Below are 13890 nucleotides of genomic sequence, written 5' to 3' on the forward strand. Positions count from 1 at the left end.
TCAAAGAAAATCAATGTCCTGCTGGACAACCATCATAGGAGACCCGGATGACCTACACGCGTTTTGCCTTGATGATCCTGTCATCGACCGTGATCATGTTCGTGCTCATGTACCTCAACACCTATGCGCTGGAGCATGTCTTCTTCAGCGAGACACGCAGCTACATGGCCCTGGTGATGGGGGCGACGATGGCCTTCGTCATGCTGATGTTCATGGCCTCGATGTACCCGAGCCGCTCGGTGAACGCGGCGATCTTCGGCGGCAGCGTCCTGGTTTTCGCCCTGTCTCTGTGGCTGGTGCGGAGCCAAGTTACCGTCGGCGGTGAAAGCTACATGCGCGCGATGATCCCGCACCATTCGATCGCCATCATGACATCCAGCCGCGCCGACATCGAGGATGCGCGGGTTGCCAAGCTCGCCGACAGCATCGAGAGCGCTCAGAAGAAGGAGATCGCGGAGATGCGCGGGCTTATCGCTGATCTGGATGCGGGCCGGGTGGTGACCGAGATCTACGAGGATCCGCTGCCCGAGGTCGGGGATGTCGCCGATGCACTAGGCAATACGCTTCTGTCCGAGCTGGATCCGGCGCCGCTGACAATGCAGGAGGCCGGGTCGGCAGCCCCGCAGGGCGAGACATGCGCGTTTCGCCGGACCCGCACCGAGGATCCGGTGCTGATCGCCGCCCGCGATGGCTCGGCCGCGGTTATGCAGCTGAACGGGGTCATCATTCCACTGGAACCGCAGGGCGACGGCTTTGCCGCGGAGGGGTTGCGCATGCAGGTGGATCCGGTCGAGGCCGCCCGGTCCGACAGCCTGCTGACCTTCGCGCTCGATCCGGGTCCACAGGCGATCTACCGGGGCTTCTGGTCTTGCTGAACGGTGGTGCGGCGGCGAAGCGCGAAGAATCCGACCGTTGCGGTCGGTTATCTGGAACTCTTCCGGCCCCGGGGCGTTCCCCGGTAGGCTGATAGGGAGGTGCGCATGACCATTCGCAACGATATCGTGGAGCTGATCCCCGCCCTGCGCGCATATGCTTGGGTGCTGACCCGGCGTCACGAGGATGTGGACGACTTGGTACAGGACACGCTTGTCAAGGCCATCGCCAAGGTGGACAGCTTCCAGCCGGGAACCAACCTACGCGCCTGGCTAATCACAATTATGCGCAACACCTTCCTCAACGCCATCGCGCGATCCAAGCGCTCGACCACCGGGACGGAGGATTGCATCTCGACCGCGCTGTCGACTCCTGCAACGCAGGAATGGTCGGTGCGCGGCTCCGAGTTGATGCGCGCGGTGGCGCGGCTGCCGCTGCATTACCGCGAGATGCTGGTCATGGTGGTGATGATGGGCGAAAGCTATGAGACGGCGGCGCAGATCTTCGGGGTGCAAGTTGGGACGGTCAAGAGCAGGGTCAATCGCGGCCGGTCGATGGTGATCGCGGATCTGGAGCGGCGCGCGCCGAACGACCCCCTGCCCCCGCAGTTCAATACGGAACGCTCGGCCTCGCCGGACTGAACCGGAAGGTCAGTGCGGCTCTTCCTTCTGGCGCAGCAGCGCCTGAAGCCGGTGGGCCAGTTCGAGAAGCCTATCCGGCGTCTCTTCGTCCCGGAGGCTTTCCAGATGGCGGCGTAATTGTTTTTCCAAGTCGTCCTGATCGACAGATTTTTGATGTACGTCGGTCACCTCGGGCTCCCTCCTATTATGTGCGGTCCCATACAGGTCTTACGAAGGAATGCACCGTTCGGATCAATCCAATTGCGTTTTTTTCGTAATCTTTCGCCGGGCATGCTACCCCGGCCACGCAATTAACGCGAGACGATGCCGGGGGGCATTCGTGTCTCATGTTGCCACCATGCCTCATTCGCCATCCGGCTGGCGTAAATATCCCCGGCCCGCCGAGATGCAGGCCGGGATTTTCGTTGTGCCTTCGGCACCCGCTGGTTCACGCTTGAGCGGTCTGGATGCGCAGGTTGTTCTGCACGTGGAGGACGCCCGTGACCCTGTCAGCGCAATCCTCGGCGCAGCGCTTGGCCTGGCGCGAAGACACCGTGCCGTCGAGCGTGATCTCCCGATCATGCACGCTCACCGAAATGTCACTGGCATCGACACGGGGATGTTCGGTCAGGTGGTCGTTCACGTCTTCCTCGATCCGGGCATCCGAGCGCACGTAGCCCTTTGGCCCGCGACCGCGATGATCGGCCTCGCGCCGCGCGGTTGCATCTTCGTCGCCGAACCACGAGGCGATCTCGTCTCCGGCACGGTCCATGAAATCGCGCTCATGGCTGCCGTCCTGGCCTCGGTACTGGCCCGCATACTGGCCCCGATACCGACCGCGCGGATCAGCCCACGGTGCGCCCTGGGGCGATTGCCGGTCATGGCCCGGGGGCAACGGCCAGCCGTATCCCATACCGCCCATCGGACCTGCGGCAAAGCCGTAGGGATCGGGCCAGAACCCGGGGTCGACGGGCTCGTCGCGATGCCGTTGGCGGGGGGCGTTGCGCCGCGCAAGTTCCTCGCGGGCTTCCTCTTCGGTCATGTTGTCGAAACGTCTGGACATGGTCTCCTCCTTTCAGCCGGTTTCAATGCCGGCCGTCTGATACCAAGGAAACAAGCGCATGCCGCACAATGTTCCAGCGTCTCAGGAAGCTGTGAGCGGGTCCGGCGGCCGGGGATCTCAGTCCGGACCCGACCCGTCGGCGAGCCCGGCCAGAAGTGCGCGCAGGTGCGCCTCGTTCACGGGTTTGCGCAGATGCGGCGCTTCGCGGATCAGCGCGTGATCGGCATAGCGCGAGGGATCGTAGCCGGTAAGAAAGAGGAAGGGCCGCCTGCCCGTGCAGCATCTGGGCGATCGGCAGGCTGGTGTCGTCGCGCCCGAGGTTGACGTCCAGTATGGCGAGATTGGGGGGATCCTTTTCAATGGCCGCTATGGCCTTTGACGACGACGCGTGCGGCCCGTCGACGACATAGCCCCATTCCTCCAGGAACATCGCGAGATCCATGCCGATCAGGAACTCGTCCTCGACCAGCAGGACCCGGGTAGAAGCGGTGTCGCCTGAATTGGCGGGCAATGGATTTCCCTGTTCATTCCGCGCCCGGGCGGCGTTCGATCACGCATTCCAGGCCCGTGCTTTTGTAGACAAGCCGGATGTCGGCATTTAGTTCCCGCGCCAGAAGCGTTTCGATCAAAAAAGTTCCGAAACCCTGACGCTCCGGCGGCCGCACCTCCGGCCCATCCAACTCCGTCCAGCTCAGCCGCGCCAGGTCGCCGTCGTCCGCGCGGACATGGACCTCGACCTGCCCGACTCCATTCCGAAAGGCCCCATACTTCGTGGCGTTCGAGGCCAACTCGTGAAGCGCCAGCCCGAAGGAGAGGGCGGTGGTGGGATCCAGCAGCAGATCGTCGCCGAAATAGGTGAAGCGGCCGTCGCCGGGCTCGACGAAGGGCGCCGTCTCGGCCTCGGCCAGCGCGCGCAGGCCCTGCCCGGCCCAGTCGCGGCGGGTTAGTGCATCATGGGTCCGCGAGATCGCCGCCAGCCGGTCGGCCAGGCTGCGCGCCATAGCCTCGGGCGATTCCGCCGTGCGGGCGGTGAACCGCGCCACCGCCTGCGCCGTGGCAAGGCTGTTTTTCACCCGGTGCTCGAGCTCGGCCAGCAGGATGTCCTTGCGCTCTTCGGCGCGCACGCGCTCGGTCACGTCGATCGCCGACGGCAGGATCTCGGTGACCTTGCCAGCCTCGTCGGTGAGCGGCACCAGCTGCAGATCGATCACGATGATCTCGCCTCCAGCCATGCGCGATGGCACGTCATAGCGCACCGTCTCTCCCGCCGCGGCCCGGGCGATGGCGTCTTTCAGTCCCTCCTGAACCTCCGCACTGAAGGTCCACCACCAGCAATCCCAGAACTTCTTTCCGATCACGCCCTCGCGCGTCAGCCCGCCGTGCCCGAGCGCCACCGCATTCGCCTCGGTCAGCGTTCCGTCGGGATCGAGCATGCCGACGAAGGCGCTCAAACCGTCCTGTAGCCGTTGCAGCCGCTTGCGATGCTCGGCATCGCGCTGCTGGGCGAGGATCTGGTCGGTCACGTCAACGGAAAAGCTGATCACGCCCTCGACATTCCCGCGCGAGTCGAACCAGGGCTCCAGCACGCTGCGGAAGATTATGCGCTTGCCGGTCTCGGCGCGGTCGGGCATCACCGCGTCGAGCAGCACCATCTCGTTCGATACCCCGGACTTGTATGCGTCCAGCAACCGCTGCAGCAATTCGCTGCCCTGCAGCTCCGGCATGGCCACCTCGATCGCTTGGCCAAGGATCTCGCGCTCGCCGATATCGTGCTGGTTGGCGGGGTTGGAATACGTCGTGATCAGCTCCGGCCCCTCGTGCATCGAGATCGAGACCGGCGCCTTGTCGAAGATGCGCCGGAGCCGGGCCTCGCTCTCGGCGATCCGGCGCTCCAGTTCGCGCTCATTGGTCACCTCACGCACGCAGCCGCCGATGGCAAAGACCGTTTCGCCATCCATCACCGGGTAGAAATCGACCTGCCCCTCGCGGACGCGCCCCGGCTCGGCCGGCGTCTCAGAGCGGACCGTGATCCCGCGCACCGCCTCTCCGGTAACGAAGACCCGCTCCTGCAACTCGGCGATCTCTGCGTGAACGGCGGGAACCATGTCGGCCTGGCGCTGGCCGATATGATCCTCTACCGAATGGCCGTTGGCCGCCAACTCGTTGTTGATGCGCAGGTATCGCAGGTCTCGGTCCAGCAGGTTGAGCCCGATCGGCGCGGTATCGTAGAGCTGTTCGAGTTCGGCGTATTGCTCCCGCAGGATCCGCGCGTTCCTTTCGAGCTGGCGCTCGTTGCGCTTGCGATGCGTGATGTTAACGAAGGTGATGATCACGCCGTCCAGCCGGTTGTCCACCGTGCGATAGGGGCGCGTCCGGGCGATGAAGGTCTCGTCGGTCGCCGCCACCCTGACCTCGCGTTCGATGGGGCGGAGCGAGCGGTGAACGGCGGCGGAATCCTCCTTCATCTCGGGATAGTCGACCTTGCTCGCCAGATCGTGGATCGAGCGGCCGATATCACGCTCCTGCACGCCGAACAGCCGGGTCAGCTCGGGGGTGAAGAGGCGCACGCATCCGGCCGCGTCGATGAACAGCGTGGCGATGTCGGTGCTTTCGAGCAGGTTCTTCAGATCGCTGTTGGCGCGGGCGAGCTGGCGATTGTTCTCGGTCAACTCGGCGTTGATCGTCTCCAGCTCCTCGTTGATCGACTGGAGCTCCTCGCGACTGGTCTCGAGTTCTTCGTTGGAGGTCTGCAGCTCCTCGTTCATGCTGAGCAGCTCCTCGTTGGCGCTGCGCAGCTCCTGTTCGGTCGTCTCGCAATCCCGTTCGAGCGCGGCCAGCCGCTTGCGGGTGAGGATCAGCTCCCGTTCGTAACCGGCCTCGCGCCGGCCGCCGAATTCCGCGGCGAGGTCCTCGGCATTGCCCTGCCGCACCTCGGTCAGCGACAGCAGCATCAGATCACTATCGCTGCTGAAGGGCGTGACCGCCACGTCGAAGAGCAGCGGGGTGTCGCCCCGCTCGACCGCGACGTTGAGTATCTCCGCTTCGAGCCCAGTCTCCCGTGCTTCGACAAGGGCCGATTTCGCCGGCAGGCGCAGGTCCTTGGTCAGGAAATCTCCCAGAGCGATGCTGGTGGTTCCCCTCGCAGGCTTCACCAGAGCGGTCATCGCCTCCGAGACATAGACGACCTCATCATGGCGGTTGACCAAGGCGAAGGGCGCGGCGCGGTGCTGCAGGAAGAGCTGTTCGGCCTGGGCCTCCATGCTGTCGGCGGGTCTGGTGTGCGCCGCCGTGACCCCGACGGCGGCCGGGAGCCGGTCACCGAATGCTGCGGTAGGCTGTGGGAAATGGCCGAAAAACCAGGCGGGGCCTGATCGTCGCGCTGGAACAGCCTTGACGGGCGGTCGAGCGTCCGAAAATACCGTTCGCTGCGGCCCAGCGTTTCGGAGGGGCCCAGCCACAGAAACCCGCCCGGGTTCAGCCCGTAATGGAACCGCGGCAGAATGGTCTCCTGGCTGTCGGCGTTGAGATAGATCATCACATTGCGGCAGGAGACCAGATCGAGCTTCGAGAAGGGCGGATCCTGCAGCAGGTTGTGCGGAGCAAAGACGCACATTTCGCGCAGCTCCGAATTCACCTGCCACACCGCGCCCGCTGCCGCCAGGGACTTTTCGCGCCGTTCCTCGGTCAGCCCCTCGATGGAGGCCTCGGTATAGCGCCCAGACCGCGCCTGGCGCAGCGCGTCGATGTCGATATCGGTCCCGAAGATCTTCCAGGGCCGGGTATCGCCCGTGCTCTGGCGCATCTCGGCCACGAGAATGGCCAGCGAGAACACTTCCTCGCCCGTCGAACAGCCGGGCACCCAGATGCGGAAACCACTCTGATCGATGTCGAGCAGAGGCCGCAGGACCTTGGCTTGCAGGCTCTCGAAGACTTCGGGATCCCGGAAGAACTGGGTCACGCCGATCAGGAAGTCCTGCATCAGCAGCTGCCGTTCCTCGGGCTTCTGGTCGAGGGTGCGCAGATAGCCCTCGATCGAGCTTTGCCGCAGCAGCGACATGCGCCGCGCAATGCGGCGGATCAGGGTGCCGGGCTTGTAGCCGGAAAAGGAATTGCCGGCCTCTTCTTCCAGCCGGCCGAGCACATCGCCGAGCTGCGCCTCGTTCTGTTCGAGCAGATGATCGCGGCCGACGCGCTCTTCCAGGTCGCGCCGGTGATCAACGATGTCCAGGATCCGCGCGGGCATGTCCTGCGGCTTTCCTGCACCAGAGCGATGCCGCCGCGCATCTTGATCGCCCGCACGCCCATCGTCCCGTCCGATCCCGTGCCCGAAAGGACCGCGGCAAAGGCCCGCCGCCCTGCCGTATCGGCCAGGGACCGGAAGAACCGGTCGATCGGCGTGCGCACGCCTTCCTCGCGGTCGCGGTCCTCAAGCCGGAACCGGCCCGCCTCGATGGTCAGAAACCGGCCGGGCGGAATGATGAAGACGTGATCCGGCTCGATTGTGCCGCCATCCTCGATCTGGGTGACCTGCACCGGCGTATGGGCCCGCAGGAGCTTGTCCATGAGCGAGGGCTGGTCCGGCGAGAGATGCTGCACCACCACGCAGGCAAGGCCGCTGTCATTCGGCAGGGCCTGCACGAACTCCTGCAATGCCTCGAGCCCGCCAGCGGAGGCGACGATCCCCACGATAGGCGGCAATTTGGGCATCGTACATCCTCTCCCAGAGCTGATCTTGTCCCGATCCTGCTTTGGTGGCAGGGACGCGTTCACGCCTCGGGTCTCAGGCCAAACAGCCGGCTGATCGATTGCGACCGGCCGAAGTTTGAAGTTAATGTGGTGGAAAGAAAAATCTAGGGTTTGAATATGATGGGAGACGGATCGTCCCCCCCGACCGCCAACCCTCTCGGGACCGGTGTCGAAGGGTTTGACGATATTCTCAACGGCGGGCTCCCCGCCGGCCATGTCTACATGGTGAGTGGCGCGCCCGGGACCGGCAAGACCACGCTCGGGCTCCAGTTCCTGCTGGCCGGCCGGGCCGCGGGATCCTCGCGCGGCATGCTGTACCTCACGCTCTCGCAGACAGCCGAGGAATTGCGTGGCGTGGCCCGGTCCCACGGCTTCGATCTCAGCGGGATCAACATTGTCGATCTTCTCGCGGACGAGATCCGCGACATCGGGAATGCGCAAAGCGTATTGCACAGCTCCGAAGAGGAGCTGGCGGGCCTCATTACCGCGATCGAGACGGCCGTCGCGACCCATGATCCCGAGCGGATCGTCATAGATGGCCTGTCCGAGATACGGCTCGTCAGCAGTTCGCTGCTGCGCTTCCGGCGCAGCCTGCTGGGCCTGAAGGTCCGGCTGAGCGAGCGCGAGACCACGGTGATGATGATCGACGGATTCGACGACGAGGACATGACCAAGACGGCCGAACTCATCGCCCACGGCGCCATCCGCATGGACTGGCAGGCGCCGGATTACGGCGTGGCCCATCGGCGCGTCCAGGTCATCAAGATGCGCGGCGCGGCGTTCGTGGAGGGCTTTCACGACATGCGCATCGCCACGGGTGGGCTGGAAGTCTCGCCGCGCTTGGTGCCGCCGTCGCAGCCGGTCGATATCGACGACTGGGAGCTGCGTTCGGGTGTCGAGGCGCTCGACGACCTCTGCGGCGGCGGTCTGCCCGGCAACGGAACGACGCTGATCTCCGGCAGCACAGGCGCCGGCAAGTCGATCCTCTGCACCATCTACGCGCGCCAGACGGCCCTGCGCGGGCACCGGGCGTCGGTCTTCCTGTTCGAGGAGATGCAGGAGGATTTCGTGAAGCGCTCGCGTTCCCTGAATATGGGGCTCGACGAGCCGGAAATAGCCGAGCGCTGCAAGCTGGTTCATATCGACCCGGCCGAGCTGTCGCCGGGCGAAGTCTTTGACCGGATCGTCCACGAGGTCGAGGCCGGCACCCGGCTGGTGATCCTCGATAGCCTCACCGGCTTCTTCCACGCGCTGCCCGAAGGGCGTGGCATGCTTGTGCAGTTCAACGCGATCCTCAACTATCTCAAGCGCCAGAAGGTCGCCGTCCTGATGACGCGCAACATCTCCGGCACCGGCCCGGAAGAAGCGAGTACCATGGATCTCGACGTCAGCTTCGTCGCCGACAACCTGATCCGGATGCGGCAGATCCAGACCGGGGGCCAGATCGAGCGGGTGATCTCTGTCGCCAAGAAGCGCTATGGCGCGCATTCCCGCGAAGTGCGCCGGATGCGGATCGAAGCCGGGGGCGTGACGCTCGAAGCCTATGCCGGGGATCCGCCGGCCATGACCCGCGGCGATGGCTGAAACGCCCGCCGATCCGCCGGAACCGGAAGCTGCCTCCCGGGTGATCATCGTGGCGCCGTTCGGGGCCGACATGGCGGTGCTCAAACGGATCGTCGCCGCACACGACCTGCGGCCGGTGACTGCCCCGGGGGAATGCGGACCGCTCGAAGAGCGGCTCGCGGCGAGCTGGGACATCCTGGTGCTGACGGCCGAGGCCTGCCGGCCGCGGATCCTGTCCTGCGTGGCCGCACGGCTGCTCGATCTGCCGGTCTGGTCGGCGCCCCCCGTCGTGATGCTGTCCGAAACGGAAATCGCCGGGCGTAAGGCGGCCGGCCTGTTGCGCGAGGCGCGGCCCGATCTGCCGGTGGCGATCCTGATCCGTCCCTGCGACGAGGTGGAGATCGCCTCGGCCCTGTCGGTTGCGCGTCAATCGCGGGTCGGGCAGCTTCGGGTTCGCGATCTGCTCGAGGATCGTGAACGCGCGGTCGAGCATTCCGGCTTCCTGTATCACGAACTGAGCCACCGGGTGTCCAACCTCTTTGCCATGATCAAGGCGTTGGCCGGGCAGACCCTGCGACACACGCCCGATCCCGGCACCTTCCTCGGCGCCTTCAACGACCGCATGGACGCGTTGGCAGGCATCTACGGCGCCATGCGCGCCGACGATTGGGAGACCACCGAGCTCGATGCCATAGTGCGCGGCGCGGTGCTGCCGCTGCTAGCCGATACGGAAGCGATCAATCGGTTCACAGCTGATGGTCCCCCGGTCCGTCTCGTCGCCGATGTAGTAACGTCACTGGGTCTGGCGTTGCACGAGCTGGGCAACAATTCCCGAAAGCATGGTGCCCTCTCCGTGGCGCAGGGCCGGGTGTCCGTCACCTGGTCGCGCAGCGCGGGCGGCGACGGGCTGGACATGAGATGGCAAGAGGCCGGCGGGCCGGAGGTGCATCCGCCCACCCGCGAGGGCTTCGGCACCACTGTCATCCGCAGCGCACTGAAGGGCGAAGGCGCCTCGGTCGATCTGGACTACCGGGCCGAGGGGGTGGTTTGTCGGTTCCGCATTCCGCGGCGCTTTCTGTCTTAAGCCTTGGCAAAGGCTCCGACGCGGGCCATCAGGTCAGCAGTTCCTTGCCGCGCACCTCGGCGACTGCCACCAGCAGGCGGGTCAGCCAGCTTTCGACATCTTCGCCCGAGGGCTGCCCCGTCTGTATCGCCTGCACCAATACCGCCTCGACGAGCCGGTCAGCTGCTTCCGGTCCTTCCATCAGCATCATGGCGGTCAACCGCAGGCGCGGCAAAACGCGGACAACATCGTTTTCGGGGACATTAAGTTCATCCAGCGCAGAGCGGGCAACGTGACGGACACGAGCAACCGACGCGGGCTTGTTCAGGCGCGAGGCGAAATGGAACCGTTCTGGAATCCGGATGTTGCTATAGGCACTGTAGAACACGATCGGTGCGCCCCGCTCGTGCAGGCTGTCGGCGATGGGAAAGACGGCTTCTCCGCAAATGTTGATATCGAGAATTGCCATATCGGCCGTGGGCGCCAACTTCATCCCGGCTTCGACGCTGGTCGCCGGTCCGATGACCTCGGCGCCCAGGTCAGAGAATTGCCAGGCGAGTTCGGAGGCCTGTAGCCAGTCGTCTTCAACAATGAGTACTCGTACACCTTCAAGGCTGGCCATGATCCCGTCCTATCGTATCTGCGAGGTCGGACCCGACGGACTTACCGCGGGCGGCTTACGCACCGGATGCAGATCCGGCAAATGACACTCCTTCGACGGGTAAACGCAGCACGACAAGGATTTGATCCATCCTGGATGCTAGTTTTATTTCGCACGGCATGCCCGGAACTGCCGGAACCTCCCCGGCCAATTGGAACAAAACGCCAGCGCTTCCTGTTCAGCCCATCAATGTCGTTAGCAAAGGAGGAATTCTCATGGTGGCGCATTTATCTCGCTTCGCGGGTGCCACGGCGATCGTTGGCCTTATCGCGAGTGTGGGATCGGCCGACAATGGTGCGGCCACGCTTTCTGTCGGCACCAGCGAGGAATTCGGCGACTATGTCGTCGGACCCAATGGGAAGCCGGTCTATACATTCCTTACCAAGCGCGGCGCAAGCGACGGGCAGGATCCGCTCGATTCCTGCAACGCCGATTGCCGGGAGGAATGGCCGCCGCTGGACGCCCCGGGCGAGGTGCGCGCCAGCAAAGAGCTCGACGCATATCTGCTGGGGACGACCAAGGACGAGGACGGCGAACCGGTGGTGTCCTATGCCGGCCAGCCCCTATTCAGCTTCTACCGAGACGCTGCCGGGGACGAGCCGAGCGGACAAGGGATCTACAGCTTCGGCGGTTACTGGGCGCTTCTGAATCCCTCGGGCGTGCCGATCCGTTCGGACGCGATCCCGGCGCCGGATACCGAGTGATCACAGGCATTGCGCTTGGGTCCGGAAAAACGCCCCGACGCAACCTGACATGAACGCCATCAAACGGTTCCCCGGAATCTGGCCGCCGGCCTCTCTGTCGCTCAGGGGGGGCCAGCGTGGCCTTGGGCGTCGGGCGGATCAGGTGGCCATGTCGGTCAGCCATCGTGGATAACTCATGTTCTGGCATTCAACGATTCCGAGCCGGTCACGTAGCTGCGACAGTGCCGCCAGATCGTCACCTTCGATGGCCAAGCTCAGTGTCACAGCCCCGTCGCTGGTTCGCAGCTCGGTCATCTCGGCCATGCAATGGCCGACGTCATATCGCTGTCGGGTCTTGCACACCCTGGCCTCGCGCGCCCCGCCCCGCTCGAAAGCCTTTCGGATCTCGACGGGGCCATACAATCTGGTGGCGTCCAGATCAGGCATGCCGGATGCCCCGACAAACGCTTCGGGAAAGGCCGCGCCCGACGCCGGCAATTCGATCAGCCCTACGGGATCCCAGCGCTCGAACCGGTCCTCACGCCCGACCAGCCGCTTGAAATCCAGCTCCTCACCGTCCCTCAGCTTGAAGATACGGTCGATGGACGGACCGAGAAAATAGACATCCTCGCGCCGATCTTGCCCCGACCGCGCCGCCTCGCGCTGCAGCGACCGACGTTTGTCGCCGAGGTCTTTTCCGAAGATGCGGTATTCAAGCCGTCCCATACACGCGGCCTCTTAGCTTTCCAACTGGCCCGATTCCTGTTCCACCAGGGCCGCAATGGCCCGGAACTCCTCGGCCTCGGTCATTAGCCCGCTGTCCAGCTCCGATAGCACGGCGCCCGGATCTTCCTGCCCGTCGCTGGGAACTTCATGGCTGACAAGCCAGTCCGTCACCGACTCCCGGGTCGCGCGGCCCGAGGCCGCCAGAAGCCTGGCCAGCAGACGCCGATGGGCGACGGCCCGTGCCTCCAGCATCTCCAGGCGCGATTGCATGTCGGTCATGAGGCTGCTCCAATGGGGCGTGGCTCGCTCAGGCGCAGGCGTCCGGGTGGTAACTCGGGCGGCAGATCCGGCGCCTCGTCGGGTTCCCGATCGGGAAGCTCCTCCAGACCGCCCGGATCGACATCCGGCAGATCCGGCTCCGGCGCTTCCGTCGGTGGCGAAGGCGGGCTGTTGTCAGGCTCCGAGTCGGACGGGATCTCGGCAGGCGGATTGCCAGGGGGCAATCCCCCCCACTGCGGCAGGGCTCCGAAACCCCGGTATTCGGGTAGGCTCGTAATCATAGTCATTTTGTCGTTCCTCCGTTCCAGCTATTTCACGCCCGCCACGGCTGACCTGTCGTCGGTCCCGTGTCGCGGCGCCGTCGCACGGGGCGCGCCCGGCCTGGTAATCGGCCTGCGCGAGGTCCTCCATGTCATTCGGGTTGACCAGTAGCGCCTCGACCTGTGCTCGGCGGCATCGCCAAAGTGGAATAGGGTCAGCACACCGGGATCCTCCGGATCCTGCGCGGCGACGAATTCCTTGGCGAGGATGTTAAGCTCCTCGGCCAAGGAGATCATGGTACATGCCCGCGCCCCGCCAAGCAAAAGCGCAATCATGTGACGGTCAAACTAGCGGCGCATATCGCGGATCGGGATCCAGACTGGCTCCGCACGGGCCCTGATCAGATCGGACGCGATCTCGTCGAGCTCGTTGGTGATGCACGTAGGCCAGGACCTTCTCGCGGGACGGCCGCGCGATTTGGACCGGGCAGGTCAGCTGTCCTGGCCCGTTTTCCGCTCCAAGCTTTTCTTAGCACGCCGCCGCCCGGGATGCACCCAGGTCCAAATGCAATCGGATGAATCGAGAGCGTCCATCAACGCCACCACCAGCCTGCCCGGATAAGAACCGCTAGTCGGAATCTTGTTTGAAATGGCTATTAGCCTCGACATTTGGCATACCCTCCTCGATTTCTCCCTAAACAGACCTCGGCGCGGGATGTTCCGGCCGATTTCACCTGCCGTGGCGGGATTCCGTCTGCGGCTATCTGAAGGCCAGGACCCAACGTGTTCACCCCCGCAGGATGATCCAGGCGATGAAGAGGATGATCGCACCGACGGCCAGCCCGATGAGGAGCACACTGGCCCGCCCGGCGCCAGCGGAGCCCCTACCATTGGTATCGTGCGGCCGCGTGCGCGCCGTCTCGTGCCGGGACGCTTCGCGCACCTGGGCCGCCGTCGGCGGATGGCCTGAGGCTTCGTCGTCGGTGCCGAGGGGCGCCGCAGCCGGATCGGGATGCGCCACCTTGTCGCCGGTGGCGCCGCTGTCGATCCGGTCTCTCAAGCGGCTCGCGGCCGCCGGGCCCGAGTGGCGAACTTCATCTGAACCTGTCATGCAATCGCTCCTTCCCGTCTGGCGGGGTTAATAGTTTGCGGGGGGATCGCTGGCGGGGAAGGATTCATCGCTCGCCTCGTCGACACGGTCCCAGGTTCCGGGCGGATTGCGCATCTGTGACGGCCCGGCATCGCGCACCTCGCGCCGAGACCTTTGTCGCATCGCCCTTCGGATCAGGGCTACGGCGCCGAGCGCGGCGCCACGAAGCAGCAGTTTCCGGATCATGATATCCTCCTCTTCTC

At 64.8% G+C, this 13890-nt stretch carries 16 protein-coding genes; 5 read left to right on the forward strand and 11 right to left on the reverse strand.

Features of this window, described 5'->3' with window-relative positions; translation table 11 throughout:
- Window positions 1-47: 47 nt before the first annotated feature.
- On the forward strand, window positions 48-875 hold the full coding sequence (locus tag ATO3_RS24740; RefSeq protein WP_088652552.1) for a DUF305 domain-containing protein: 828 nt from the start codon (window positions 48-50) through the stop codon (window positions 873-875).
- A gap of 105 nt (window positions 876-980) precedes the next feature.
- Complete coding sequence (locus ATO3_RS24745; protein WP_088652553.1) at window positions 981-1514, forward strand: sigma-70 family RNA polymerase sigma factor; 534 nt, start codon at window positions 981-983, stop codon at window positions 1512-1514.
- A 9-nt stretch (window positions 1515-1523) separates the two neighbouring features.
- Here ATO3_RS24745 and ATO3_RS28905 read toward each other — a convergent pair whose 3' ends face one another.
- From ATO3_RS28905 to ATO3_RS29335, 6 genes are all read right to left on the reverse strand, one after another.
- A complete protein-coding gene (locus ATO3_RS28905; RefSeq protein ID WP_158218063.1) occupies window positions 1524-1682 on the reverse strand; it encodes a hypothetical protein in 159 nt (52 codons plus the stop codon).
- A gap of 259 nt (window positions 1683-1941) precedes the next feature.
- Window positions 1942-2556 (reverse strand): BON domain-containing protein, encoded by a 615-nt coding sequence (locus ATO3_RS24750; protein WP_088652554.1) that lies wholly within the window; start codon window positions 2554-2556, stop codon window positions 1942-1944.
- 22 nt (window positions 2557-2578) lie between these two features.
- Complete coding sequence (locus ATO3_RS28650; protein ID WP_143747381.1) at window positions 2579-3067, reverse strand: response regulator; 489 nt, start codon at window positions 3065-3067, stop codon at window positions 2579-2581.
- A 13-nt stretch (window positions 3068-3080) separates the two neighbouring features.
- Window positions 3081-5816 carry a PAS domain-containing protein gene (locus ATO3_RS24755; protein ID WP_088652555.1) on the reverse strand — a complete coding sequence of 912 codons (2736 nt, stop codon included), beginning with the start codon at window positions 5814-5816 and terminating at the stop codon, window positions 3081-3083.
- The gene (locus ATO3_RS24760; RefSeq protein WP_233152311.1) at window positions 5717-6697 is read right to left on the reverse strand and encodes a CheR family methyltransferase; all 981 of its coding nucleotides are present in this window, start codon (window positions 6695-6697) and stop codon (window positions 5717-5719) included. Before ATO3_RS24760 ends, ATO3_RS24755 begins: the two co-directional genes overlap by 100 nt.
- Complete coding sequence (locus tag ATO3_RS29335) at window positions 6634-7263, reverse strand: chemotaxis protein CheB (protein WP_158218064.1); 630 nt, start codon at window positions 7261-7263, stop codon at window positions 6634-6636. The genes ATO3_RS24760 and ATO3_RS29335 overlap by 64 nt, the downstream gene beginning before the upstream one ends.
- 156 nt (window positions 7264-7419) lie before the next feature.
- On the opposite strand from ATO3_RS29335, the gene ATO3_RS24770 reads away from it, so the two are divergent.
- The gene (locus ATO3_RS24770; RefSeq protein WP_088652557.1) at window positions 7420-8886 is read left to right on the forward strand and encodes an ATPase domain-containing protein; all 1467 of its coding nucleotides are present in this window, start codon (window positions 7420-7422) and stop codon (window positions 8884-8886) included.
- On the forward strand, window positions 8879-9949 hold the full coding sequence (locus tag ATO3_RS24775) for a sensor histidine kinase (protein WP_088652558.1): 1071 nt from the start codon (window positions 8879-8881) through the stop codon (window positions 9947-9949). Before ATO3_RS24770 ends, ATO3_RS24775 begins: the two co-directional genes overlap by 8 nt.
- A 28-nt stretch (window positions 9950-9977) precedes the next feature.
- Here the strand turns inward: ATO3_RS24775 and ATO3_RS24780 are convergent, their stop codons facing one another.
- A complete protein-coding gene (locus ATO3_RS24780) occupies window positions 9978-10550 on the reverse strand; it encodes a response regulator (RefSeq protein ID WP_088652559.1) in 573 nt (190 codons plus the stop codon).
- A 254-nt stretch (window positions 10551-10804) separates the two neighbouring features.
- Here ATO3_RS24780 and ATO3_RS24785 point away from each other — a divergent pair, with 254 nt between their 5' ends.
- Entirely contained in the window at window positions 10805-11293 is a 489-nt protein-coding gene (locus ATO3_RS24785; RefSeq protein WP_158218065.1) for a COG4315 family predicted lipoprotein, read from the forward strand.
- A gap of 138 nt (window positions 11294-11431) precedes the next feature.
- Here the strand turns inward: ATO3_RS24785 and ATO3_RS24790 are convergent, their stop codons facing one another.
- From ATO3_RS24790 to ATO3_RS24810, 4 genes are all read right to left on the reverse strand, one after another.
- Window positions 11432-11998 carry a hypothetical protein gene (locus tag ATO3_RS24790; RefSeq protein ID WP_088652561.1) on the reverse strand — a complete coding sequence of 189 codons (567 nt, stop codon included), beginning with the start codon at window positions 11996-11998 and terminating at the stop codon, window positions 11432-11434.
- A 12-nt stretch (window positions 11999-12010) separates the two neighbouring features.
- Window positions 12011-12277 carry a hypothetical protein gene (locus ATO3_RS24795; protein ID WP_088652562.1) on the reverse strand — a complete coding sequence of 89 codons (267 nt, stop codon included), beginning with the start codon at window positions 12275-12277 and terminating at the stop codon, window positions 12011-12013.
- A 1047-nt stretch (window positions 12278-13324) separates the two neighbouring features.
- The gene (locus tag ATO3_RS24805; RefSeq protein WP_088652564.1) at window positions 13325-13648 is read right to left on the reverse strand and encodes a hypothetical protein; all 324 of its coding nucleotides are present in this window, start codon (window positions 13646-13648) and stop codon (window positions 13325-13327) included.
- A gap of 27 nt (window positions 13649-13675) precedes the next feature.
- Window positions 13676-13873 carry a hypothetical protein gene (locus ATO3_RS24810; protein ID WP_088652565.1) on the reverse strand — a complete coding sequence of 66 codons (198 nt, stop codon included), beginning with the start codon at window positions 13871-13873 and terminating at the stop codon, window positions 13676-13678.
- Window positions 13874-13890 lie beyond the last annotated feature (17 nt).

It is taken from the genome of Marinibacterium profundimaris (genome assembly GCF_002210095.1).
Lineage (GTDB): Bacteria > Pseudomonadota > Alphaproteobacteria > Rhodobacterales > Rhodobacteraceae > Marinibacterium > Marinibacterium profundimaris.

Coding starts and splice junctions, on each gene's coding strand:
- ATO3_RS24740 (WP_088652552.1), top strand. CDS start 48: ATGACCTACACGCGTTTTGCCTTGATGATCCTGTCATCGACCGTGATC.
- ATO3_RS24745 (WP_088652553.1), top strand. CDS start 981: ATGACCATTCGCAACGATATCGTGGAGCTGATCCCCGCCCTGCGCGCA.
- ATO3_RS24750 (WP_088652554.1), bottom strand. CDS start 2,556: ATGTCCAGACGTTTCGACAACATGACCGAAGAGGAAGCCCGCGAGGAA.
- ATO3_RS24755 (WP_088652555.1), bottom strand. CDS start 5,816: ATGGAGGCCCAGGCCGAACAGCTCTTCCTGCAGCACCGCGCCGCGCCC.
- ATO3_RS29335 (WP_158218064.1), bottom strand. CDS start 7,263: ATGCCCAAATTGCCGCCTATCGTGGGGATCGTCGCCTCCGCTGGCGGG.
- ATO3_RS24770 (WP_088652557.1), top strand. CDS start 7,420: ATGATGGGAGACGGATCGTCCCCCCCGACCGCCAACCCTCTCGGGACC.
- ATO3_RS24775 (WP_088652558.1), top strand. CDS start 8,879: ATGGCTGAAACGCCCGCCGATCCGCCGGAACCGGAAGCTGCCTCCCGG.
- ATO3_RS24780 (WP_088652559.1), bottom strand. CDS start 10,550: ATGGCCAGCCTTGAAGGTGTACGAGTACTCATTGTTGAAGACGACTGG.
- ATO3_RS24785 (WP_158218065.1), top strand. CDS start 10,805: ATGGTGGCGCATTTATCTCGCTTCGCGGGTGCCACGGCGATCGTTGGC.
- ATO3_RS24790 (WP_088652561.1), bottom strand. CDS start 11,998: ATGGGACGGCTTGAATACCGCATCTTCGGAAAAGACCTCGGCGACAAA.
- ATO3_RS24795 (WP_088652562.1), bottom strand. CDS start 12,277: ATGACCGACATGCAATCGCGCCTGGAGATGCTGGAGGCACGGGCCGTC.
- ATO3_RS24805 (WP_088652564.1), bottom strand. CDS start 13,648: ATGACAGGTTCAGATGAAGTTCGCCACTCGGGCCCGGCGGCCGCGAGC.
- ATO3_RS24810 (WP_088652565.1), bottom strand. CDS start 13,873: ATGATCCGGAAACTGCTGCTTCGTGGCGCCGCGCTCGGCGCCGTAGCC.